Source organism: Chryseobacterium sp. PMSZPI, assembly GCF_002835665.1.
Classification (GTDB): domain Bacteria; phylum Bacteroidota; class Bacteroidia; order Flavobacteriales; family Weeksellaceae; genus Chryseobacterium.
In genome coordinates this window covers 80,523-106,101 of sequence record NZ_PIZV01000070.1, presented here as the reverse complement: position 1 = coordinate 106,101, position 25,579 = coordinate 80,523, and the positions used below count along the sequence as shown (strand labels likewise).

The 25,579-nt window shown below is 35.4% G+C and carries 11 protein-coding genes; 10 read left to right on the top strand and 1 reads right to left on the bottom strand.

What is annotated here, in order from left to right:
• The first annotated feature begins 130 nt into the window (after positions 1–130).
• From CW752_RS14130 to CW752_RS14100, 7 genes are all read left to right on the top strand, one after another.
• Entirely contained in the window at positions 131–2,890 is a 2,760-nt protein-coding gene (locus CW752_RS14130; protein WP_101240346.1) for a SusC/RagA family TonB-linked outer membrane protein, read from the top strand.
• A 12-nt stretch (positions 2,891–2,902) separates the two neighbouring features.
• Positions 2,903–4,507, top strand: a complete 1,605-nt coding sequence (locus tag CW752_RS14125) for a RagB/SusD family nutrient uptake outer membrane protein (RefSeq protein WP_101240345.1) — start codon at positions 2,903–2,905, stop codon at positions 4,505–4,507.
• 77 nt (positions 4,508–4,584) lie between these two features.
• Positions 4,585–6,741: a glycoside hydrolase family 97 protein gene (locus tag CW752_RS14120; protein ID WP_101240344.1), complete on the top strand. Its 2,157-nt coding sequence runs from the start codon at positions 4,585–4,587 to the stop codon at positions 6,739–6,741.
• 227 nt (positions 6,742–6,968) lie between these two features.
• Positions 6,969–8,345, top strand: a complete 1,377-nt coding sequence (locus CW752_RS14115) for a T9SS type A sorting domain-containing protein (protein WP_101240343.1) — start codon at positions 6,969–6,971, stop codon at positions 8,343–8,345.
• Positions 8,346–8,359: 14 nt separating this feature from the next.
• Positions 8,360–18,718 (top strand): RHS repeat-associated core domain-containing protein, encoded by a 10,359-nt coding sequence (locus tag CW752_RS14110; RefSeq protein WP_101240342.1) that lies wholly within the window; start codon positions 8,360–8,362, stop codon positions 18,716–18,718.
• Between the two features lie 95 nt (positions 18,719–18,813).
• The gene (locus CW752_RS14105; RefSeq protein ID WP_101240341.1) at positions 18,814–19,620 is read left to right on the top strand and encodes a tetratricopeptide repeat protein; all 807 of its coding nucleotides are present in this window, start codon (positions 18,814–18,816) and stop codon (positions 19,618–19,620) included.
• 31 nt (positions 19,621–19,651) lie between these two features.
• On the top strand, positions 19,652–20,134 hold the full coding sequence (locus tag CW752_RS14100) for a hypothetical protein (RefSeq protein ID WP_133121693.1): 483 nt from the start codon (positions 19,652–19,654) through the stop codon (positions 20,132–20,134).
• A gap of 126 nt (positions 20,135–20,260) precedes the next feature.
• Here the strand turns inward: CW752_RS14100 and CW752_RS14095 are convergent, their stop codons facing one another.
• Complete coding sequence (locus tag CW752_RS14095; protein WP_101240339.1) at positions 20,261–21,238, bottom strand: sterol desaturase family protein; 978 nt, start codon at positions 21,236–21,238, stop codon at positions 20,261–20,263.
• Between the two features lie 399 nt (positions 21,239–21,637).
• On the opposite strand from CW752_RS14095, the gene CW752_RS14090 reads away from it, so the two are divergent.
• From CW752_RS14090 to CW752_RS14080, 3 genes are read left to right on the top strand one after another with little or no spacing between them, the layout of a single operon-like run.
• The gene (locus CW752_RS14090) at positions 21,638–23,497 is read left to right on the top strand and encodes a glycoside hydrolase family 13 protein (protein WP_101240338.1); all 1,860 of its coding nucleotides are present in this window, start codon (positions 21,638–21,640) and stop codon (positions 23,495–23,497) included.
• A gap of 12 nt (positions 23,498–23,509) precedes the next feature.
• Entirely contained in the window at positions 23,510–24,028 is a 519-nt protein-coding gene (locus CW752_RS14085) for a nuclear transport factor 2 family protein (protein WP_101240337.1), read from the top strand.
• Positions 24,029–24,041: 13 nt separating this feature from the next.
• Positions 24,042–25,427, top strand: a complete 1,386-nt coding sequence (locus CW752_RS14080) for an MFS transporter (protein WP_101240336.1) — start codon at positions 24,042–24,044, stop codon at positions 25,425–25,427.
• Positions 25,428–25,579: the final 152 nt, after the last annotated feature.

Genomic DNA, 25,579 nt, shown 5'->3' with positions numbered 1-25,579 from the left:
GTTTCGTAATATACATAATTTTATCTTAATTTATATTAAAATTATAATAATTCTATTTTTTTTATAAATTGCGAAACTGGCTTCATGTCAGAAAAAATGAACAAAACGAAACTATATTAAAAATAAGATTGTGAAGAATTTTACAACGGTATTAAAAGTTGCGCCCGCTTTTTTATTGGCCAGTACAATAATGCATGCGCAAACAAAGGATTCTACTACCAAGGAGAAGAAAATTGATGAGGTTGTATTGATCGGGTATGGGAAACAGAAAAAATCTGATCTTACAGGTTCTATTACATCTGTAACGGCAAAAGACTTCAATGGTGGGGCTACTTCTGCCGGGCAGCTGATCCAAGGTAAAACACCCGGAGTGCAGATTACGAATAACAGTGGAGCTCCGGGATCCGGTACTAAAATCCGAATCAGGGGAACATCTTCTCTAGGAGGAGAAAACTCACCTTTAATCGTTATTGATGGGGTGCCTCAGGATTTTGTAGGAGTAAATGGAGTATCAGATCCATTGTCATTAATCAACCCTAATGATATTGAAACATTTGATATATTAAAAGATGCTTCAGCCACTGCAATCTATGGAAACAGGGCTTCTAACGGAGTTATTTTGATTACTACCAAAAAAGGAAGTGCCGGAAGATTCAAGGTTAATTTCTCTACCGTAACTTCACTTTCTACGAAAATGGGAAATGTAGATGTACTCAATGCAGACGAGTTCAGAAGTTTTGTGAATGCAAACGCATCTGAAAACTACAGAAAGAAACTTGGAATGGCGAATACCAATTGGCAGGATCTTATTTATCAAACGGCTTGGGGAACAGATAATAATGTTGCTTTCTCAGGAGGAATTAAAGCACTGCCTTATCGTCTATCGATCGGATATAACGAACAGAATGGTATTGTAAGATCAAATTCATTCAGAAGAACTTCTGTGGGATTGAATTTGAATCCAAAGTTCTTTGACAACCATTTATCAGTGAATGTAAACGCAAAAGGTACTTTTACAGACAATAGATTTGTTGATGGTGGAGTGATAAAAGCTGCTACTTATTTTGATCCTACACAACCTGTATATTCAGGAAACTCTAAATACGGAGGTTATTATGAATGGCTGGATGCAAACTCTCCTAACGGTTATAACGTGAATGCCACTTCAAATCCACTGGGAATGATAGATGGTTTAAGAGATGTTTCTTCTGTGACCAGAGGTCTGGGAAATATTCAATTGGATTATAAGTTTCATTTTCTTCCGGATTTACATTTTAATGTGAATGCAGGATATGATTATACCAAAAGTGACGGTCATAAAGTAAAAGACGCGAGATATAGAATAGGCTACGAAGATAAAGGAAGTGAGAACTTCTATTCTATGGAAAAGAAAAATAAGTTGTTGGAAACTTATTTTAATTACACCAAAAATATTTCTGCTATTAATACAGGAGTAGATCTTACAGCAGGATATTCATATCAGGATTTCAATATTATAATTCCGGGTGCTATTACCTACAGAGGAATTGGTAATAACACAAAAGATGTTGATTTTGAAAGCCGAAATACATTAATTTCTTTCTATGGTAGAGCCATCTTTACCATTGCCAATAAATACGTTATTTCCGGATCTATCCGTAGAGACGGTTCTTCAAGATTCTATAACCTGACAAGAGATAATGTATGGGGAGTATTTCCGGGAGTATCTTTGGCCTGGAAACTTAATGAAGAAAGTTTCATTAAAAACATTTCAGCGATTAGCACCTTAAAACTGAGAGCAGGATGGGGGAAAACAGGTCAACAGGAATTACCTGCGTTGGGAATAAATGGTAATAAACCAAATAATTATCCGGCACTTGGTGCTTATAACCCAAGTAATCCGGGAGCTTATTATCAGTTTGGTAACGAGTATTATTATATGTTCCGTCCGGCTAACTTCAATCCGAACCTTACATGGGAAACTACGGTTACCAAAAATATAGGATTGGATTTTGGTTTTGCTAAAAACAGAGTAACAGGATCTATCGACCTTTTTAGAAAAGACACCAAAGATTTGTTGGTATTTGCAGATGAACCTGCGGGAGGTTTAAGTAACGCAAGCTGGCAGAATATTGGTGATATGAAGAACGAAGGGATTGAAGGAAGTATCACCGTAATACCTGTTAAAAATGAAAATACAACATGGGAACTAAGCTTTAACGCAACTCACTACAAACCGATCATTACGAAATTGAAAGACAGAGGAGGAGAATCCTTTAATATGGAAGTGGGAGGAATCGAAGGAGGTTCAGGAAACAGAATTCAGGCTCATGCTGTAGGATACGCACCTAATTCGTTCTGGGTTTATCAGCAGGCATATGATGCCAATGGAAATCCTATCAACGGTGGTTATGTAGATAGAAACGGAGATGGTGTAATCAATACAAAAGATATGTATTATTACAAATCTACCACACCGGATGCTATTTTAGGTTTTTCCACCAAATTATCGCATAAAAACTGGGATTTTGCATTAAGTGCAAGAGCTGTATTAGGTAATTATGTATATAATAATGCCGCATCCAACAGTTCTTTGAAGTCTGCTTCCACTAACGAATATCTACAGAATGTATTCTCTTCGGCAGCAGATTATAAGTTCTCGGACTTCCAATACAGATCCGATATTTATGTAGAAAATGCATCCTTTTTCAGATTGGATAATATTAATATCGGATATAATTTCGGGGAAATTTTCTCAAAAGGAAGCAACCTGAAAGTATATGGCATGGCACAAAATGTTTTTGTAATCTCTAAATATTCAGGTTTGGATCCTGAAGTATATGGCGGGATAGACAATGGATATTATCAGATGCCTAGAATTTACTCTATAGGCTTTAACTTTCAATTTTAAATAAGAAGTAAGATGAGACTTAATAAGATCAAACTTAAAAATATAGTATTACCAATTTCAGCTGCATTTCTTTTAACAACAGCAACCTCTTGTTTGAAGGATTTGGAAAGAGAACCTATCACAGATCAAATTGGTAACAATATATACAAAGACTTCTCCAACTACAAAAATGTATTGGCAAAACTCTATGGAGGTCTTGCTATGGGGGGACAGATTAGCGGTGATGGAGACCAGCCTGATAGTGATATCAATGGAATTAATGGTGGTTTTTCTCAATATACAAGGTTATTGTATACTCTTAACGTAGTAACTACAGATGAAGCTGTGATTGGCTGGAATGACGGAAACCTGCATACGATGCATAAGATGACCTGGGATGCCTCCAATGAATTTATTGCAGCAATGTATTATAGAGTATATACTGAAATTGCTTACTGTAATGAATTTTTGAGAAATGTTACAGATGAAAAGCTTGGCACAAACAATATTACCGGCGACAACCTTACTCAGGCGAAATTAATGAGGGCAGAAGCTCGTTTTCTAAGAGCTCAGTCTTATTTGCATGCTATAGATATGTTTGGGAATGTTCCTTTTGTGGATGAATCTTATTCTCCGGCAGTAACAATCCCGCCTGCAAGAATAGAAAGAAAAGCCTTATTTAATTATATTGAATCCGAGCTTTTAGCTATCGTAGATCAGTTAAAAGATCCTCGAACCAATGAATATGGAAGGGCTGATAAAGCAGCTGCTTGGGCTCTGTTGGCAAGGTTATATCTTAATGCTGAAGTATATACAGGAACCCAAAGAAATACGGATTGTATCACTTATTGTAATAAAATTATTGGTGCAGGATATTCTTTAAAACCAAAATATGAAGACCTGTTTTTAGCAGATAACAACATTAGTAATCCTGAACAGATTTTAAGTGTAAATTTTGACGGGATCAATACTCAAACTAACGGTGGTACTACCTATATGGTACACGCTGCTGTTGGAGGTGATATGAAAGCGGCAGATTACGGAATCAATGGTGGTTGGTATGGTCTGAGAGCCACTAAATCATTTGTAGGATTATTCCCGGCTAACGGTAGTGATAAAAGAGGAAGATTCTTTACTCAGGGACAGAATCTGGAAATTAATGATCTTGCTTCTTTTACTGATGGATATGCATTTATAAAGTATAAAAATATTAAAAGTAATGGATCTCCCGGTGCTCACAATAACTGGGTGGAAGCTGATATTCCGTTATATCGTTTAGCGGACATTTATCTCATGTATGCGGAAGCTGTTCTTAGAGGAGGTGCTGGTGGAAATCAGGCTACTGCAATTGGCTATATTAACCAACTTAGAGAGCGAGCTTATGGAAATACAAGTGGTAATATTGCTTCTATTAACCTGGATTTTATCCTGGATGAAAGAGCAAGAGAATTATCGTGGGAAATGACAAGAAGGTCAGACCTTATCAGATTTGGGAAATACACAACAGGAGCTTATTTGTGGCCATGGAAAGGAAATGTGAAAGACGGAAAAGCGGTGGAAAGTTATAGAAACCTTTTCCCGATTCCGACAAGAGATCTTATTGCTAATCCTAACCTGGTACAAAATCCGGGGTATTAATACAATATAAAATTTATAAAGAGTAAAGCACTGCTCTAAGCAGTGTTTTCTTTTATTAAAGTTAATAAATAGTCATTATGAAGAAAATTACAGTGGGAGCCCTTTTGCTCTCAATGATGTTTGCAGGCGTAAAAGCACAATCCTTAAAATCTCCGGATGGAAAGTTTGAAATGAACTTCCAATTGAAAGAAGGAGTACCCTACTATAACCTGAAATATAATGGAGCAGTAGTGGTTGAAGATTCTAAACTAGGATTAAGATTATTTAAAGACAGAGCAGTCAAGTTCGCTTCTGAAATTGCTAAACCGGAAGATGCAAAATTCGATTTGAATAGCGGTTTTGCCAAAGTGGATGAAAAAAGAGACTCTAAAAATGAAACCTGGCAACCGGTTTTAGGAGAAAAGAAAAACTATATCAATCACTACAATGAATTGGCGGTAACACTGAATCAGGCTTCTACAGATAGGAGTATTGTCGTGAAGTTCAGATTGTTCAATGATGGGTTAGGATTTAGATATGAATTCCCACAACAGAAAAATCTCAATTATTTTGTCATCAGAGAAGAAGATTCTGAAATCGATTTCCCTACAGATATGAAAGCTTGGTGGATCGTAGCAGATTATGATTCTCAGGAATATCAGTATCAGGAAACTAAAATTTCTGAAATTCCTGCAAGATGGGATAAAGCATATGACGCTAATGTTACTCAGACTTTGGTGAAAAATGCAGTTCAATCTCCATTAATGCTAAAAAAAGAAGGTAAAGCTCCTTTATATATCAACGTTGCTGAAGCAGCAGTATTGGACTATCCGGCTTCACATCTTGAGGTTGATGCGCAGAATTTTAAATTCAAAACGCATTTAACAGCTGACAGACAAGGTGCAAAAGGTTATATCCAGACTCCATCAGTCACTCCTTGGAGAACCATTATCGTGGCTCCGAAAGCAGAAGAGGTAATAGATTCTAAAATGATTTTTAATCTTAATGAACCTACGAAATATACTGATACTTCTTATATTCACCCTACAAAATATATGGGTGTATGGTGGGAAATGATTATTGGAAAATCACAATGGGCTTATTCTACAGCTGAAAATGTTCATTTGGGGGTAACCGATTTCACAAAGCTTAGTCCGAACGGAAAACACGCAGCAAACAATACAAAAGTAAAAGAATATATTGATTTTGCAGCTGAAAACGGATTTCAGGGTCTGTTGATCGAAGGTTGGAATATCGGTTGGGAAGACTGGTTTGGAAACTCTAAAGAATTTGTCTTTGATTTCGTTACTCCTTACCCGGATTTTGATATCAAAATGTTGAATGAATATGCGCATTCAAAAGGAATTAAGCTAATCATGCACCATGAAACCTCAGGTTCTGCAACCAACTATGAAAGATGGGCAGATAAAGCTTTCCAGACCATGAATAAATATGGTTATGATGCGGTGAAAACAGGCTATGTAGGTGATATTATTCCTAGAGGAGAGCACCATTATTCTCAATGGACAATTAACCATTATTATAGAATTGCTGAAAAAGCCAACGACTATAAAATCATGATTAATTCTCACGAATCCGTACGTCCTACAGGAGAAAGCCGTACTTATCCAAACTATATTTCTGCAGAGGCAGCTCGTGGAACAGAATACGAAGCATTTGGTGGAAATAAACCGGATCATCAGACGGTACTTCCGTTTACAAGATGGATGGGAGGTTCAATGGATTATACACCGGGGATTTTCCAAACGAAATTAGACTATTATTTCCCTGGTGATACACGTTTTGTAAAAACTACTTTAGCTAAGCAGCTTGCATTATATGTAACGATGTATATGCCTCTTCAAATGGCAGCAGATCTTCCTGAGAACTACAAAAAGCATATGGATGCTTTCCAGTTTATCAAAGATGTAGCTGCAGATTGGGATGATACAAAAATCTTATCCGCAGAGCCGGGAGATTATGTAATTACTGCCAGAAAAGCAAAAGGTACTGAAAACTGGTTTGTAGGAGGAATTACGGACGAAAACAAACGAGAGTATACGGTAGATTTTTCATTCCTGGATAAAGGTAAAAAATATGAAGCAACGATCTATGAAGATGGAAAAGATGCGGACTATATAGATAATCCTCAAAGCTATAACATTTACAAAAAAGAGATTACCAGCAAGTCAAAAATTAATTTCAAAATGGTAAGAAGTGGTGGATTCGCAATTTCTATTAAACCAGTAAAATAATTAAAAAGTAATATCTTTTTATACCCGGCCATTGCTAGATCAATAGGCCGGTTTTTTTGTTTTTATAATAAATCTCTAATATTTGAAAAATGTTATAAATGTTACTTAATCATGTTTTTTTATTGATATTTTCAATATATTTTAACTTTTTTTAATATTTTGTTATTGTTGTTTCGTGATTTTTATTAATTTGGCTTATTATTAAAAACTAATAACCTAAATAAAACATGAGAAACCAACACCGTTTAAAGATGTGTTGTTGCCTGATATTTTACTTGAGTATATCTTATGGTAACGCACAAATTCTGGATCAAAAAAATAAGGTCTGGAAAAAAGCAAAGGCCGAATCATCGCGAGATACAGAAAAATGTGATGATAGAACCTTACTCAATTTTAATTGCAATATAAGACAACATTTTGCAGGTCCTATCACCTATGGTAGAAATGAAGCTCAGTCTTTGATTGTGGTACATAATTCTAATGAAAATGAGAATATATGGTACAATAAGGATATTATTGCAGAGCTGAATAACAATTCTTTCAAAAATAAGGGCAGTGATAAATCTATCGAACTCAAGAAAAAACCCAGTATTTTTTCTTACGTAGGCCCAAGGCAAAATTCGAATACCAATAAAGAAAGCCTGAACATAGGCCTTGATGATAAAAATTTATACGAGGCTATTTTCGTTCCCAGAAAGCTTAAAAAAAATGATCTTGAAAAAATTCATTCCTATCTTTCTATAAAATATGGAATCTCTTTAGAAGGGGTAAAATATTTCAATAGCAAAGGAGATGTGATATGGGATCCTGAAAAGCATAAAGATTTTAAAAGCAGGCCAACCGGGATAGGCAGAGATGATGCGAATGAGCTTTATCAAAAACAATCCAGCAATCAGGAAGATAAAATTGTAAGTATCGGACGAGAAAAAATTTCCAGAACCAATTTCGAAAATGCTTCTCCATTAGATAATTATGTGTTTGCAATTTGGTCTGATGATAATAAAGATCTCAGTTTTGAAGAGAAAGATAACCTAAGAATGTTGAAAAGAAATTGGGAGATCAATTTTATTGGGAATACAATCCCCAAAAAGGGTTATGTGTTGCAGATTGGAAAAAACCTGATGAATCCGGATAATGCAAAATTGAATTATTGGCTGATGATAAAAAATGAAGATGGATCTTTTCAAAAAATTGCAGGGGTAGTAAAAGATGATATGATAGAATATTCCGGAGTCGCATTTCCTGAAGACAAAAAATCTGCTATTTTCACTTTTGCAACCAATACTACTGGGGAAAAGGCTGTTGAAAAAGATCAGGTTATTGATCCTGTTCGTACAAAAGGACCGGGTGATGCTACTTCAGATTTACAATATATGCTGTATCCGAATCCTGTTAAAATGAATAATACCTTTACGGTAAAATTCCCACCAACAGAAGCCTTGGAGATTTCTATTTACGACGGAGGCGGAAGAATTCTTTCTACCGACAAAATAGATCAAAAAGCAAATGTATATCAGAATTCACTCAAAATAGAAGGGGTATATCTGATAGTACTTACTCAAAATAAAAAACTAATTAAAGCTTTTAAAGTGGTTGTTGATTAACTAATACTATTTCCATGAGAATCAAATTAAAAACTAGGTTGAGAAGAAAGTATCTTCTTACCCTGTTATTCTTTGCTTCCGTATTTACTTTTGCCAGTTTTACGAAAGAGGATAGACAGAAGGTAAGAGCTTTCAAACTCGAGTTGATGAAAAAGTATATTTATCATCAAGATGACAATAATAAAGAATCCTTTTTATCTGTTCGATCGGATCATCCAACACCAATGCTGGAGAAACTTTCGGGAAGTATTGATCCTATTGAAAGTAACAGTAATATCCCAGGTAAAGAGTTCAATACAATAACATCTGTTTCTGCTAAAAATCCGATCAATGTTTTTGAATCAACAGAGAAAAATGGGGTTATTGGTGAATTTTCTGAAGACGAATCGGATGATGTTGCAGATAATTTTTTTACTATACAGCTTCCGGAGATTAAAAATCAAAATATGTCAGCGTATTTGGAATATGATCTTTTTGGACTCGAATCCTATAAATCCGTCTCTAGATCTATCAATAAAAATGCTGCATTTGGAGGAGATATTATCATTCCCGGGAATACATGGAGCTCACAAAAAGAAGAGATCAGTTTAGCTTCGTTACAACAGGGGAAAAACACAATTCTTTTTACTTCCTCATTAAACGGGATCAAATACAGGGTTAAAAATGTAAAAATTGTATTTGAAAAGAACTTTAATCCTCAAACCGGTATTTCGACGCTTCTTTCAGAAGATCAGCTTTATGTAAAAGGAGCAGATAGTCGCTTGGGATCCCAGGCAGTGAATATCAACGGCCAGTCGGTAGTAGCGACAAAAGGAGAGTTTGAAACGGTTATTAAGTTGTCGGAAGAAGATAAGAAGAGAGGATTTGTATCGGTTTCTTCTTCTGGAGGAACAATGCAATATCCGATTTCTCAAAATGTTCCATCGTTTAAAATTTTAAATGAAACTAAATTTACGCCTTTCACAATAAATGTATCAAAAGATTCGGAGTACAACGAAAAATATGAGGAGGCCACTTTACATATCGAGAAGAATTCAGTGGTAGAAATGGGGCAGCTTGAGATTGTAAAATTAAGGAGAAAAGATTATCCTGCTATTTCCGGAGATATTAAAAATCTTACGGTAAATTCCAATGCATATCGTTTAGATACTAAATCAGGAAATTTAACTAAAAAGGTGAAATTCTCATTTCCTTATGATGAGAAGAAGTTAGGAGTAAGATCTGCTAAAGAAATTAAAGCTTTTTACTTCAATTATGCTACAAGAAAATGGGTAGCAGATCCCACGTCAATAGTTAATACAGAAACTAAAATGGTAACTGTAGAGACTGATGGAGATACGGATTACATCAATGGAGTTATTTCGGTACCGGAATCCCCACAATTAAATGCTTCTAATCCTACCGGAATAAGCGGGTTGAAAGTTGGTAATCCTTCTGCGGCAAGAAACTTTATTTCTCCTCCGTCTGCCAATCAAAAAGGATCAGCAAATGTTTCATATCCTATCGTTATACCGTCGGGAAGAAAAGGATTGCAGCCTAATATCAACGTTTCTTATGATAGTAATAAAGCTAACGGTTGGATGGGAGAAGGATGGGATATCAGTGGAGTAGCATCCATAAGTCTTGATGTTCGTTGGGGTGCCCCAAGTTTTGATCCACAAACAGAAACAGAATTGTATTCATTGAATGGAGAAATGTTGGTGTATGATGGGAATTATCTGCCTCACAGACATAATAATATTAGTGAGACCAGTGATATATTTACTACCAGAAAGCAAAAAAGAGATACACTATTAGTTAATAATAAAAAAACATTCTTCCTTAGAAAAAATCATAATTTTTCAAAAATTGAACGATATGGTACCACTACTAAGGACTATAGATGGGTTGTTACCGGTATTGATGGAGCAAAAATGTACTATGGAGGTAATGAATCCGGTGTTATAGAGAATACTGTAATAAGAGATAAAGACAATAATATTGTTCACTGGGGAGTATGGAGAGAACGAGATGTTTTTAAGAATTATATTGAATATGAATATGATAACTTAACAATACAAGGGCTTACTGCTGAAAATGAAAACCTGAATGGTGGGCGATATTTTCATATTAGTAAAATTTCGTATACAAAAGCAGAAGCAGCAAGACAAGACCTTAAATATTATACGATTGAATTTGAAAAAGAAAACAGAATCAGCAGACAGGATATTAGCATCACAGCTAAAAGAGGCGTGAAAGAGGTTGAACCTTATACACTTTCTAAAATCTATGTTAAATATGATGGCCAACTGATAAGAACTTATAGTTTTGCCTATAAACAAGGACAGTTTTTCAAGACATTATTAAGCAGTGTAAGACACACAGATGATTCTCATGACAATTCATATAGCAACTTATTAACAGAGGAGTTTGATTTTGAATATTATGACGATATCAAAAGTAATCCCAATAGCGGACCTGTTAATTTTGGAAATTCAGTAGACATCAATGGAGCAGGGGGTGGTGATGCCTTTCCTATATTGCCAAGTTTCCTGAAGCCTTCTAAAATTGCAGCCAATAATACCTTTGAATGGGGCATCAACGGAAGAGTCCCTGGTGTAGGACTGGATTTCCTTCTTCCAGGACCTACCAGATCGTATGGGCATGTGATGGCTTCTTTTAATTTAGGTCACTCTGAGGCTGAGGCTAAAAAAGCACAGGAATTGATGGATTTTGATGGCGATGGAATTCCTGATTTGATTTATAGGAGACCAAGCAGTGGGTTGTATCTTCGGTCCGGAAATTTTGCCAGTGGAAATATCAGTTTCGGTCCGGAAAGAAAAATTCAGTACCTGAATAGTAACTTCTCACTTACCAAAACTAAAACCCAGAACATAGGATATGATGCCGGTATAAATGTATTTGGCATTGGTTTTAATTTTTCACAGATGTGGGCGACCAGTAAAAGTGAAACCTCATCTTTTATCCTGGATGCTAACTCCGATGGAATTATGGATGTGGCTCAGGATGGTCAGGTATTATTTGGTAGAGTCAACCCGACGAACGGTAATGTTGAAATGACACAGTATAGCGATAACACTGAAAATATGGTGATTGTGGCGGATACTATGACACAACATAATTCACCATTAGAAGGAACCTGGCAGGAGATTTCTAAAAATGATGTGGTTAAGGTCTGGGTAGCTCCGATGGATGGATATATTTTTGTCCAAGATAATGTACAGGTAGAAGATGTTCCTAATGCAAAAGCACAATACTCAGTAGAGATTAAGAATCCAACAAGTCCTGATAAAACAGCAAGGATCTTTTTAAAAGAATTTACAAGAGGAATGCCTTTAGAGAATATATTAATTACTAATTATAATACCTATTATTCTCAAATACAATCTCTTCCTCCGTCTAATATAGATCATTTAGCTGTTAATAGCCCAAATCAATTATATGTGCAGTCAGGAGATAAAGTATTTATAAGATTGCATAAAAATGATAACTATAGTTTTAAAGTGTTATCAAATCCTGTTATTTCCTATTCGAATATTCCAAGAGGTACTATGAGGAAGCTTTATCAGGATGGTTATATGCCTAGCTTTATGTCATATCCTAATGATTTCTTTTTGAATAATCATACAAAACCAATTTCAATTGATACTCCGGGTAACGTAGATATTGTAGTTCCAAAAATTACTTTTCCAAATACACAGGATGATATTACCTTTAAAATAGTTAAGACTACTGCGAATTCTACTACTCCAAATGTTATCTATTCAAAAACGTATCCTAAAAGTGATGTTCCGTTTGATACGGTTCCGTTAAATTCAGGTATAGCGAATGTGACAACAGTGCCTTTTGCTCAAAATGAGGTTCCTGGAACTATTAATTTTGTAGTAGAATCAGATTCCCATACTTCCTTTAAGGATAACAATTGGAACAGGATTAATGTAGATTACTATCCAACTTCAGGGAATCATCAAAATTATACTGCTGTGGCGGGGTATCCATCTAATGTTATTACCGAGTTTAGCCCGGTGATTAATATCAGACAGCTGACAGGAGCTCCAACTGGTACCTATACTTATAAAATTAGCATTAATAAAAACGTTCCTGCCAACTCAGGGCTTCCTACAGGTAGCTTTTCTTATATTATTAAAAAGAACGGAACTGTATTAGCAAAAAGAAGAATGATTGCTCCGATTAATAACTCGGGGAATGTGCTTGAGGTAGACATGCTGACTAATCAGACGGTTAATGGTATTTCTTCTGTACCTTTTCATACAGGAGATTTATCTAGTGTTAGCATATTTGTAGATGAAATCAATGTCCAGGTATATTGTAATACAAAGGCAGACTATGACTTTTATAAAGCGTATAGTAATTTATTCCAGAATAAACCTTTTGATATTTATTATGGAGGAAATACATTGTGGACTTCTGTCAAGCATACCTCTATCAACTCATCTGCATCGGAAAATATAGGGCAGTTTTATCATAACTGGAGCCAGTTCCTTTATAATGAATATGCTGATGTAGTTCCTAGTGGAAATGCTGATGGTTTTATGCTGAATCCGGCTACCCCTTCAGATAATTATGGACGTTTGATCAATCTTTCATCCATGCAGGAAGTAAGCGTACCGGTAAATCTTAATTTCCCGATGTGTAATAATCTTGCAACACAGGATGAAACAGCACAATGTATTGCTCAACAAATCAGTAATACAGGATTTTATCAAAATCCGGCTAACTTCGGGCCTAAACCGGTAACCGTAATGAATCCTACTGTTTATAAACAAGTAACAGGAGATAGAGAGAATCAAGTAATTACCTATACTGAAAAGTGGATTGGTGTAGGCCCTGAGCAATATGCAATGGCAGATTCGTTCAAAGACAATGAAGCAGCTAGTGGCTTCTTTAATCCGCAGACCGCGAATCCTGATTTACCGGATACATTACTTCTTCAGGGAAATGTGGATACTAAAATGTTTTCTATCAATAAAAAATATTACAGTAAATCGAGAACAAATACACTAAGTGGAAGTTTATTCAATTTTGGAATTCAGAATGCGAGCTCTGTGTTAGTAGGAGATGGTAATATTGCATTACAGGACTTTTTGGATATGAATGGAGATGGATATCCTGATGCGGTATACAAAGATGCTATACAGTTAACCAATTCTACCGGAGGACATGGTGGTTTACGAAATCCTTTTGTAAATGCTTACTTAGCAAATACAGATAGTTATTCCAAATCATTATCACCTCAGTACTCAGCTGCAACCTTTATTCAGACAGGAGCTTCATCCAGAAATGGAGAAGTAAGAAGTAATACCAACATGTATTCTTATACACCTAACGTAGGAATGAATAGTGGTATCGAAACTTCTGCATCATGGTCAGGACAAGCATCTGTAAACTATGATTCTAAAGATTCAGGAGAATCTTACTGGATGGATATTAACGGAGACGGACTGGCAGATAGGGTAACCGGAGGAGGTTCAAACAATATGAAATACTTCCTTAACTTGGGATATCGTCTTGATGATGGTTATGGCTATAAAAACGCAGAGACGTATGCATCCGGTCCTGTCGGATCAGTTGGTTTAGGCGGAGGTTTTGACTTCGGAGGGATGAGTGGCCTTGTGGTAAGTGTAAGTGCTAATGCATCGGCAGCGCTAGGTTCATCCAAAACGACTTTTGAAGATATCAATGGTGACGGATTATCGGATATTTTAATTATTGGAAGTTCCAGTACATATGTGAAATATAATTTAGGAAATAGATTCGCTGATGCTGTTGAACTTTTCAGAAATGGAGGCGGAGTAGATTATAATAACGAATCTAAAACATACAGAGGAGGGATTTCTGTAGGAGCAGGATATTATTATACATTCCCGATTGTATGGTGGCCATTTCCACCAATTCCATTGATCTATCTAAAAATAGGAGGTCAGGTATCTGGAAGCATGGGACTTTCAATTGCTGAAGTAGATAAGACTTTTAAAGATATGAACGGAGATGGCTACCCGGATTTGGTCGTTTCTAAAACTGATGGATTTGTCGTAAACTATTCAACCGTTGGAAGAACCAATAAGCTTAAAAAAGTGATCAATTTCCAGGATAAAGCTCCATTGAGCGTATTTAGTCTGGATTATGAATTTACAAAACCAACTTACAACGATGCCCATGGAAGATTAGTAATGAAAGAATACAGAATTATAAATCCTGATATTTTTTCTCCAACTTATTTGTCTTCTACAAATAATAAGGATATCGTTAAAACATTTAAATATGAAGATGGAAAATATGATCGTCGTGAACGTGAGTTTTTTGGATTTGGGAAAGTAACAACTAATGATATGTGGTATAGTAATAATGTATACAGATCACACGTAGATTACTATCATAATAAAAATTATTTCTTAAATGGTAAATTGAAAAAAGCTGAAACTTATACAGGAACAAGTACGCTCAATTCATCAACAGAATATAATTATACTCTTTATAAATTTAAAAATAACAATACCGTAATTGATTTGGACCATCCTCTTTCTGAAACCTATGATACAGGAGGGAAAGAAGGTAGAAAAATGGCAATAGCACTACTCGAGATTACCAGAAGTAAAAACATTGAAAATGGTGGAAGTATACAGGTGGCAGAAAGTTTAGTATATAATGACAAAGGACTTCCTATCAGATATATGCATTTCAGCCCTTCTACTACATATAATTCAATGATTGAGTACCATGACTTTGCCAATCCTAATAACATTCTTAATGTTCCAAGTGCTATTAGAGTATATCCGGCGCTCTCTACCACAGATCCGATTCGTGAGAGGCTTGCGGATGCTGACCCTAATACAGGACAAATCACTGAAATAACTACAAAGCTTGATAATTCTGAATATGCAACTACTAAATTTGCTTATGATTCTTTTGGAAACCTGACAGGCGTAATATACCCTACAGATGCGAATGGCCAAAATTATAGTTTAAAGTATGAATATGATAGTGATACCCATAAATATGTCACTAGTACAGAGGATGTTTTAGGGTATTTATCATCTGCAGAATATGATCCGAAATTTGATGTGATACTGCAAAGTACTGATGTTTCCGGTAATTCTACCGAGTATCAATATGATTATAAAGGGCGTATTACCCAAATATTAGCTCCAAAAGAAAGAGAAGTTGGAGCCCCATATACTGTTAAGTATTCTTACAACGTATTCCCTACACCTAACCTTAATATAGGATACATTAGTAATCATTATATAGCTACAACTCAGAACTATAATCCTCAGGATCCGTCTAATCCTATAGAAACAATTACTTTTGCTGATGGTTGGGGGAAAGTAGTACAAACTAAAAAGGATATAGAAATGAATGGAGCAGAGAAAATGTCTGTATCGGGAAGATCTATTTATGATATTCTTGGAAGAGAAATCTCTAAATACCATCCGATGTCTGAAGATAAGTACGCGCCTAATGATCCAAATCACTCAAATAAAATATTAAATATGAGTGCTATTTCGAATTATTATTCTTCCGTACAACGCGATGTGAAAGATAGAGTAGCAGTTACGGTAGACGGTCTATTCCATACGGCTACTACGACCTATTCTATAGAAAACAATATGTTAAAGAGTACGTTGGAAGTTTTCCAAAATTTAAGTACTCCGCTTAAAGTAGAAACATTTAAAACAGCAGAAGGAAAAACAATGCAGGTAAATAATTACCTGAATGGACAGGTACAGACCACACTAATGTATTATAATACCATTGGAGAGCTTATCAATTCTACAGATCCTGAAGGAATTAAAACATTGTATTCTTATGATCTTGCCGGTAGAAGAAAGCAAGTGGATCATCCCGACCGAGGAAGAAATTATTACCAGTATGATAATGTTGGAAATCTTATCAAGATGTCTACTTCTAATATGGATAACAATAGTCCTACCCAGCATTATATTTCATATACTTACAATTACAACAGGATTTCCGAAATCAGATTCCCGGATTTACAATCAGGAAATGAGAATCCATCTAATGTAACTTATAAATATGGTGATCCCGGTTCTGGAAATAATACAGGTAAACTTATTTATCAATCCGATAATTCCGGAAAAAAAGAATATGAATACGGAAATATGGGTGAAGTTATTGCAGAAACTAAAACGGTTTCAGGATATGGTATTCCGACGATGCAATTTAAAACCCAATTTGAATATGATAGCTGGAACAGAATGGTAAATCTTACCTATGCTGATGGAGAACAGGTGTGGTATGACTATGATTTTGGAGGAAATATTAAACGAATATATAATAGAGAAGGCTACGAATATGTTAAAAGAATTAAATATGACGAGTATGAACAAAGAGCCTCTATTGAGTTTGGAAACAATACGAAATCAGAATTTACTTATACACCGGCTGATAGAAAACTAGAGGGACATCGTCTTACTGATATTGGTGGTACAGAGCTGTTGAGAAATGCCTATTCATACGATTATGTTGGTAATATTACACAGCTTGAAAATTCTGCTGGCCCGTACAATCAGATGGGAGGTAAATATATGTTTAATTATTCTTATGACAATTTGAACAGAATTTCCACTGCCGGAGGAAACTTTGACGGAGATCCTCACGCTCCTTTTGCTGTTACTTCTTCTAATTTTGAGATGACAATGAAGTATAATAAAGCGGGAGGAATTGTAGAAAAAGTACAACAGCATGGCCAAAATGGAGCTGCAAACGATCTTAATACATATGATAATGTTTATGATTATGTTCCTGACACTCATAAAGTAAGAAATATCCAAAATCTAAGTAATGGAGGATATGAAAAATTTGGATATGATGATAATGGTAATGTGACCTATCATGATAAAGATGGAGAGATAGATCATATGTTCTGGGATGAACAGGATCGTTTGAAAGCTGTAAATAGAGAAAGTCAAGGCATTTTCCAATATTATGTATATGATGATAAAGGAGAAAGAGTGATCAAATCTAATCTCGAACAAGGTGCGCAGTTATACCAGAACGGACAGGTAATGGATGCAGGAACCATTTATGTAAGTGAATATAAGGTATATCCTAACAGCTATCATGTACAAAATTCAAATAATATGTTGACGAAACATTATTATTTGGGTGCTGAGAGGGTGGCTAGCCGAATTATGGATTATGATTTTTCTGTGATGAGACAGCAGATGAGTACTTCTGATGTAGGAAACCCGTCCAAAGAGCAGGATAAAGGGGCAGATTTAAAATTATATCTGAAAAAAGCAGGTATCGACTTTAGCGAAATGAGAACAGAATTGGCTAAAGGTCCACAACAGGAAAAAGGAGTGTATTACTTGCATGGAGATCACTTAGGAACTGCTACATTTGTTACCAATGAAAATATGAAAGCAACTCAGTTTTTCTTAAATTTACCATTCGGTGAAACAATGGCAGAGCAGATGACCGGAGTGTATGATAATCCATATAAATTCAATGCCAAAGAATTAGACGAAGAAACCGGACTATACTATTATGGAGCAAGATATTATAACCCTAGGCTGAGTATTTGGTATGGAGTAGACCCGATGACTGAAAAATATCCTGGTTGGAGTCCATATGCATATACATTCAACAACCCGGTAAATTTTATAGACCCTACAGGAATGGAGGGAGAAGATCCGGGGAAAGGAGGCTTCAGAATACCTAGAAATGATTGCGGATGTGACTTTAATAAGCCTAAAACCCCAGGATTCAGTATCAGAATTGGAGACTCAGGCGGACCTTGGGGAGAAAGTAGATCTACCACTGTTCTTGGGATCTTAGGTGGAAAAACCTATTATAATAGTGATACTTCAAATAATGGAGGATTCCCTAAAATTGATGAACCTAATTCATTTATCCAAATGCAGATTAGAATAGGTGGAGAAAGATCGGATTTACAAATAGGGGCGACCTGGTTTAAAGAAAAATTCAGAAATGAAGATGGATTCGGATTTGAAGCGCCTACAGCCTTTCAGGCAAGTATTGGGCTAAATAATGTCAATGTCATAAGTTCTGGTAAATTATCTATAACGACGAACTTCTCTTTTGCAGCAGGATTAGAGCTGGGAATGCCAAGATCTGATAATCCAAGTGAAGTATTTGATTTTAAGCCGATTGTTTCAAATTATGGAATTATAGGATATGGTGGTTCAGCTATATACAGACTAGACGCTACTTACAGAAAGATTTCTGTTTTTGTCGCAGCTACGGCCCATATTATGAGAACCAATCCTGTTACGTCGAATATCAAAACACATCCTGCTGAAGTGATTGGGTCTATAGGATTGAGGCTGGGGCTAGGATATAATTTTGGAAGGAATAATAGGAATTGATCTTATTTATTAGTCCGAGTAATATATTAATATAAAAAACGAAACTATTACATCATGAAAATTGAGAATAGGAATACACTATAATTTTGGTAAAAATGAGAAAAATAAAAGTAGCAACACTTCTATGTATAGGAGGTATTCAGATGGTTCTAGGCCAATCTAATTTTAATTTAGGATTTGAGGAATATCGTAACGATCATCTTGAAAAAGCAATATCGCTTTTTACAAAATCCATAGATGCCAAAGAAAAGGTAATAGATTCCTATTTATACAGAGGAATGTCATATTTATATCAGGAAAATGCAGTCGATTCTAAAAAAGATTTTGATAAAGCTTTTGAAATTGACTCCAGCTATGCCAAAGTATATGTTTTTTATGGCAGATATTACTCGGCTACAAGTCAGTACAGAAAAGCATTGGAAAGTTATAATGTTGCAATAAAAAAGACTCCCAAAGATTATATATTGTATAGTGAAAGAGCAGGCGCTGAATCTATGCTTGATCTGTTTAATGAAGCCTTAAAAGATGCTGATATTGGAGTAAAACATCTTCCCAATGAGTACAATGCATATCTAAACAGAGGCTATGTAAGAATGAGGATGGATAAATATACTGAAGCCATAGCAGATTTTAATAAATCATTAAGTATCAAGAAAAGTCAGAAAGGTTATGGAAACAGAGGAACGGCTTATGCCCTATTGAAAAAATATGATTTAGCATTAAAAGACTTTAATAAAGCTTTAGAATACAACCCCAATGATCCTCTTATATTATATTATCAGGGAGAAGTCTTTTTATCAATCGGTGAAAAGAAAAAGGCTTGCAGCAACTTTTTAAGGAGTAAGCAATTAGGAAATACAATGATTGATGATGTTATCCAAAAAGCAAAATGTAATGAATAGTATGAAAAAAATTCTTTTTTTAACTTTTTGTATGAGTATTTCCTTACTCTTTTCTCAAGAACGAAAAAATGTAGTAGCATTAGAATTTGTTGGGCATTCAAGAGCACTTTTTTCTGCCAATTATGAAAGACTTTTTTCCTTCAATGAAGATAGTAAGATTCTTTTTTCTGCAAGAACAGGAGTGGGGAGAAGTCCGGGATATGAGGTACACGGAGAGCACTTTAAAGGAGTAACATCCCTACCGGTGGTTTTGAGTGCATTATATGGTAAAAAACACTTTATTCAAGCAGGAGTAGGATATACAGCATTATTTAGTGAGGATTTTATTGACACATCGCTAAATCCAAATGTTGTTTATAAAAAGTTTGAATCCAATGTTTCTGTAAGTCTTGGATATAGGTTGATGTTAGACTCAGGACTTGTATGCCAGGCATATCCGATGATTGTATTCAGAGATAACCCGCAAAAGAAGTTTGAAGTTTCATTTGGCGTGGGAATAGGTTATTCTTTTTGATTAATAGTAAGTAAGAAAAGAATCAGGCTGCTATACGGCAGCCTGGTCTTTTATAAAGACTATGAAGATAAAAATAAATTCCCCGGCTCAAAGAGCCGGGGAATTTATTTTTATACAATTTTGATTTTATTTATCCGAATATTGATATTCCGATTCCGAAATTTCTTGCTTGGCTACAGGAGTAACAGTATCTTTTTTCATTCTTTCTTTGTATTCTTTTTGGTACTGTTTTACCGTTTTTCCGGTGCCATCATGTCTCCATCCCGGTGAATAAAAAAGATATTTTATTCGGGTCGTAAAAGAAATACCGGGTTGTCTGATATCTTTTCCTATTCTCCTCCATTCATAAAAAAGCATAGTCGCGGGATCTTTAGACTTTATTTTTGGATACACTCCGTATTTAACAGGAACTTCAGGGTCTTCCTTTTCGAAGGTGCCGAAAATCTTGTCCCAGATAATCAGTCCCATCCCCATATTGCGATCCAGGTATTTGATATTACAGGCATGATGTACACGATGATGCGATGGAGTCACTAAAATATATTCCAAGAAGCCCATACTTTTAATCGATTGGGTGTGTACAAATGTACCATAGATCTGGATGGAAGAGTAAGCCACCAAAATATGCCACGGATGAAATCCCATAAAAGCTAATGGAGAAAAAAACAGATATCTGTATAATGGCTGAAACACAGGGCTTCTGAATCCGGTGCTGATATTAAAGTAATCAGAATTGTGATGAGTAATATGTACCGCCCAAAAAACTCTGGAATGATGATCTACATAATGATGAACATAATAAGCAAAGTCCTGAGCGAGAAATACTGCTATCCAGTACCATATTCCTTCCTGCCAGTCGAAAAGACGATGCTGATAGAAAAACATCATGACAAACAAAGAGAATCCTTTCATGATAATATCTAAACCGTAGTTGAGAAGAGCAAAAAGGACATTGGTTGCTACATCTTTGGTTTCATAAATCTTCTCTTTATTAAAATGACTGTAAGCCATTTCTATAAAAATAATAGCAGCAAACACGGGAATTGTCCAGGTATAAACTACATCCGGTCCCTCAGTTTTGAACATATTACCAAAGTCAAACATTTTTTCTATAAAACTAAAGATAAAATCTATATAAAAGACTTTTTATAAATGAATTTTTTGTAAAAGATGGGAATATTGAAAATTATGATAATAAAATAGCAGAAACAACACTTAATTTTATATTAAATGTACCCGTTATGCATTTTGAGCTAAAACTACCTGAGTTCTGAGCAAGAAAGCCTGGTAAATGGGTTGGAAGCTGAAAGTTACTTTCAGTTATAATGACTGATAGCCTATTACATCATTAATTTTTGGCTCAAGGTCAATAAAAAAGATGAATCATTATTCTTTATAGCCTTTATTACTTCCAGCTCCTGGCTTCAAAATCACTTTAATCTTTTACTAAAATAATCATCCACTGTTTGTATATAAAAATTTAATGCTAAATTGAACACTAATATGAAGACAATCTATGCCGTGTTAGCTCTTTCTTTGGCATCTTCTGCTTTTTCCCAAAAAATGTTGGAAAGAGTGGAGCCCGCTTTCTGGTGGAAAGGAATGAAGAATCCGGAGTTACAAATTTTAATCTATGGAAAAGATATTGCCAACAATGAAATTACACTTTCAGATGGTATACAGATTAAAGATATTCAGAAACTAGAAAATCCTAATTACGCTTTCATTACCATTAATACCAATGAAATCAATACTCCGAAATTTACCATTAATGTTAAAAAGGGAAAGAAAAGCCTCGGAAGTTATACTTATGAATTAAAACCACGAAATTCAGGATCTGCAGATCGTGAGTCCTTTACTTCAAAAGATGTCATATACCTGATTATGCCGGATCGTTTTGCCAATGGAGACGAAAAAAATGACTCCGATCCATATTTAACGGAAAAAGTAAACCGAAACTTACCTAACGGAAGACATGGTGGAGATCTTAAAGGAATTATCAACAATCTGGATTATATTCAGAATCTGGGAGCTACAACAGTGTGGCTGACACCGGTAAATGAGGATAACGAAAAAGTCTATTCCTATCATGGCTATGCCCAAACCGATTTATATAAAATTGATGCCCGATATGGAACAAATGAAAAATACAGAAACCTTTCCCGTGAACTGAACAAAAGAAATATGAAACTGGTGATGGATTATGTAACGAATCACTGGGGAAGTTCACATTGGATGATCAAAGATCTTCCTGCAAAAGATTGGATTCATTGGTTTAAGGATGGAGAAAATGGATTTAAACGATCTAATTATAAAACAACCACACAATTTGATACCAATGCCTCAGAAATTGATAAAAAATATGCCTTAGACGGATGGTTCGACAAAACGATGCCGGATATCAATCAAAAGAACCCATTGGTTTTAAAATATTTAATCCAAAATGCCATCTGGTGGATTGAATATGCAGAGTTAGGAGGTTTTCGGGTAGACACTTATCCGTACAATGATAAAGAAGCAATGGCACAATGGGCGAAAGCCATTACTGATGAATATCCTAAATTCAATATTGTAGGAGAGACTTGGTTATATACAGCAGGGCAAATCTCTGCATGGCAGAAAAATTCCAAAACAGGAGAAGCTGCCGGTTACAATTCCAATTTGCCATCCGTGATGGATTTTATGTTATTTGCAGATATGCCAAAAGCATTGAACGAAAAAGAAAGCTGGAATACGGGATTGATAAAAATTTATGATTCATTTACCAGTGATTTCCTATATCCGGATATTAATAATATTTTAGTTTTCTTCGAAAATCACGATACAGAAAGATGGAATGAAATCTTCAATGCAGATCCTAAAGCATATAAAATGGGCCTTACCTTGATTTCAACAGTTCGTGGCATTCCTCAGATTTATTACGGATCAGAAATAGGAATGCGGGGTGATAAAAATAAAGGTGGTGATGCTGATATCCGAAGAGATTTTCCCGGAGGTTGGAAATCTGATCAGCAAAATGCATTTAACCCTTCCACACAAACTTCTGAGCAAAAAGAATTCTTTCTGTTTACCGAAAAACTATTGAACTGGCGAAAAGGTAAAGAAGTGATTCACACAGGGAAAACTAAAAGTTTTGTTCCTCAGGATGGGGTCTTTACCTACTTCAGATATAATGAAAAAGAAAGTGTTATGGTGATCATAAACAACAATGAGAAAGATCAAACGTTAGATTTAAAACGTTTTGAAGAATCATTAAGAGGATATTCAAAAGGAAAAGAAGTGATTTCAGGAAAAGAATGGATACTACAAAATAATATTGCTGTTCCCGCAAAAACCTCGTTAATTCTTGAACTTGAAAAATAAATTATCAATTATATGAAAAACGTAATAACCTACACACTGATTCTTTTTTTATGGAGTTCGGCTGTTCTTTCCGCACAATCAAAAAAAGGATTTGAAAAAGAAAAAGCCGAAATCAGTGCAATGCTTGACGCTTTTAATGTAGCAGCTGCCAAAGCAGATTATAATACCTATTTCAATTATTTTGCCGATGAGTCCACTTTTATAGGAACAGATGCTACTGAAATCTGGGATAAAAAAGCTTTCATGATCTGGGCAAAACCTCACTTTGACAAAAAGAAAACCTGGAATTTTACTTCTCTTAAAAGAAATATTTATTTCAGTAAAGATGGAAAACTAGCATGGTTCGATGAACTGTTGGATACACAAATGAAAATATGCAGAGGTTCAGGAGTTGTAGAAAACATCAATGGAAGCTGGAAAGTAAAACAATATGTATTGTCTATGACCGTTCCCAATGAAGTGGTAGATAAAGTGGTTGCCGAAAAAACAGCACTTGAAGATATTCTTCTACAGCAGTTGAAAACAAAATAAAACACTAGCGACAATGAGGGCTAAAAAAGTAAAACCGGAACTTTCGCTTGCTCAGATTATCAATATGAGTATGGGATTTCTGGGAATCCAGATGGCTTTTGGATTACAGAATGGAAATGCAAGCCGGATCCTTGCGAACTTAGGAGCCGATGTTCATGAATTATCCTGGTTCTGGTTGGTTGCTCCAATTACAGGATTGATCGTTCAGCCTATCATTGGGCATATGGGAGATAATACATGGAGCCCTTTAGGAAGAAGAAAACCATATTTTTTAATCGGTGCTATTTTATGTGCCATAGGATTAGTGTTACTTCCTAACGCTGCTTCGGTAACTCAAATGTTTGCTGCCAATGCACTTTTGTTAGCCGTTATTTTTCTTACAATGATGGATGCTTCCGTTAATGTGGCTATGGAACCTTTTAGAGCTTTGGTTGGAGATATGCTGCCCAAACATCAGGGAACGATAGGGTTTTCGGTACAGACTATTTTAATTGGAGTAGGAGCAGTCATTGGTTCGTATCTGACCAAGTGGTTGACGAAACTCGGAGTATCCAATGAAGCCCCTGAAGGTTTTGTAGCGGATAATGTCATTTATTCTTTTTACATAGGAGCAGGGTTGCTTTTAATAGCTATATTGTATACCATTATTACTACCCGGGAATACTCTCCACAAGAGTTTGAAGAATTTGAAGAAGAAAAAGAAATTGAAAAGAGTCCTTCTAAATTTTCAGATATTTTCAAAGATTTTGTTGCCATTCCCACACAGATGAAAAAACTGGGAATCGTTCAGTTTTTTTCCTGGTTTGCCCTATTTACCATGTGGGTATTTACCACCAGTGCGTTGGCCACTCACCATTTTGGCCTTTCTCCGGAAGATACCCATTCCAAAACATTCAATACCGCAGGGGATTTGACGGGAGAACTTTTTGGGATGTATAACTTTTGGGCAATTCCCTTTGCCTTTTTATTAACACCCATAGCAAAAAGGATAGGTAAAAAACAAACCCATGCATTAGCCTTACTTTGCGGGGGATTGGGATTGATTTCAATGTATTTTATCAAAGATGTCAATCACCTATGGATTTCAATGATTGGACTTGGCTTTGCCTGGGCAAGTATCTTGGCAATGCCTTATGCCATGCTGATTGAAGTAATTCCACAAAGGAAAATGGGCGTTTATATGGGGATATTCAATTTCTTTATTGTCATTCCACAGATTATCAATGGTTTATTCGGTGGCCCTGTTGTAAGTGGTATCTTTGGGAAACAGGCAATGGATTATATAGTAGTGGGAGGGGTTTGTATGCTCATTGGAGCTATAGTAACGATGATATTTGTGAAATCAGAAAATGAAACACCTAAAGAAATTAAAGAAGAAATTCAGCAGGTACATTTTTAAATATTTATAGAATTCAAATTTAAAATATCAATAGAAAGAAAAGGCTGTCTCCGTTTTTGTATTGTCAAATATAGGTGATAACCTCTTTTCCTTTATATATTGATCCAATTAGCCATCTTAGCTTTCTTAGCCTTTTTACTTCTTATACAATC

What these genes read in the sequence shown, in the direction of transcription:
- CW752_RS14125 (WP_101240345.1), top strand. Translation starts at nt 2,903, where the DNA reads ATGAGACTTAATAAGATCAAACTTAAAAATATAGTATTACCAATTTCA.
- CW752_RS14120 (WP_101240344.1), top strand. Translation starts at nt 4,585, where the DNA reads ATGAAGAAAATTACAGTGGGAGCCCTTTTGCTCTCAATGATGTTTGCA.
- CW752_RS14115 (WP_101240343.1), top strand. Translation starts at nt 6,969, where the DNA reads ATGAGAAACCAACACCGTTTAAAGATGTGTTGTTGCCTGATATTTTAC.
- CW752_RS14110 (WP_101240342.1), top strand. Translation starts at nt 8,360, where the DNA reads ATGAGAATCAAATTAAAAACTAGGTTGAGAAGAAAGTATCTTCTTACC.
- CW752_RS14105 (WP_101240341.1), top strand. Translation starts at nt 18,814, where the DNA reads ATGAGAAAAATAAAAGTAGCAACACTTCTATGTATAGGAGGTATTCAG.
- CW752_RS14100 (WP_133121693.1), top strand. Translation starts at nt 19,652, where the DNA reads ATGAGTATTTCCTTACTCTTTTCTCAAGAACGAAAAAATGTAGTAGCA.
- CW752_RS14095 (WP_101240339.1), bottom strand. Translation starts at nt 21,238, where the DNA reads ATGTTTGACTTTGGTAATATGTTCAAAACTGAGGGACCGGATGTAGTT.
- CW752_RS14090 (WP_101240338.1), top strand. Translation starts at nt 21,638, where the DNA reads ATGAAGACAATCTATGCCGTGTTAGCTCTTTCTTTGGCATCTTCTGCT.
- CW752_RS14085 (WP_101240337.1), top strand. Translation starts at nt 23,510, where the DNA reads ATGAAAAACGTAATAACCTACACACTGATTCTTTTTTTATGGAGTTCG.
- CW752_RS14080 (WP_101240336.1), top strand. Translation starts at nt 24,042, where the DNA reads ATGAGGGCTAAAAAAGTAAAACCGGAACTTTCGCTTGCTCAGATTATC.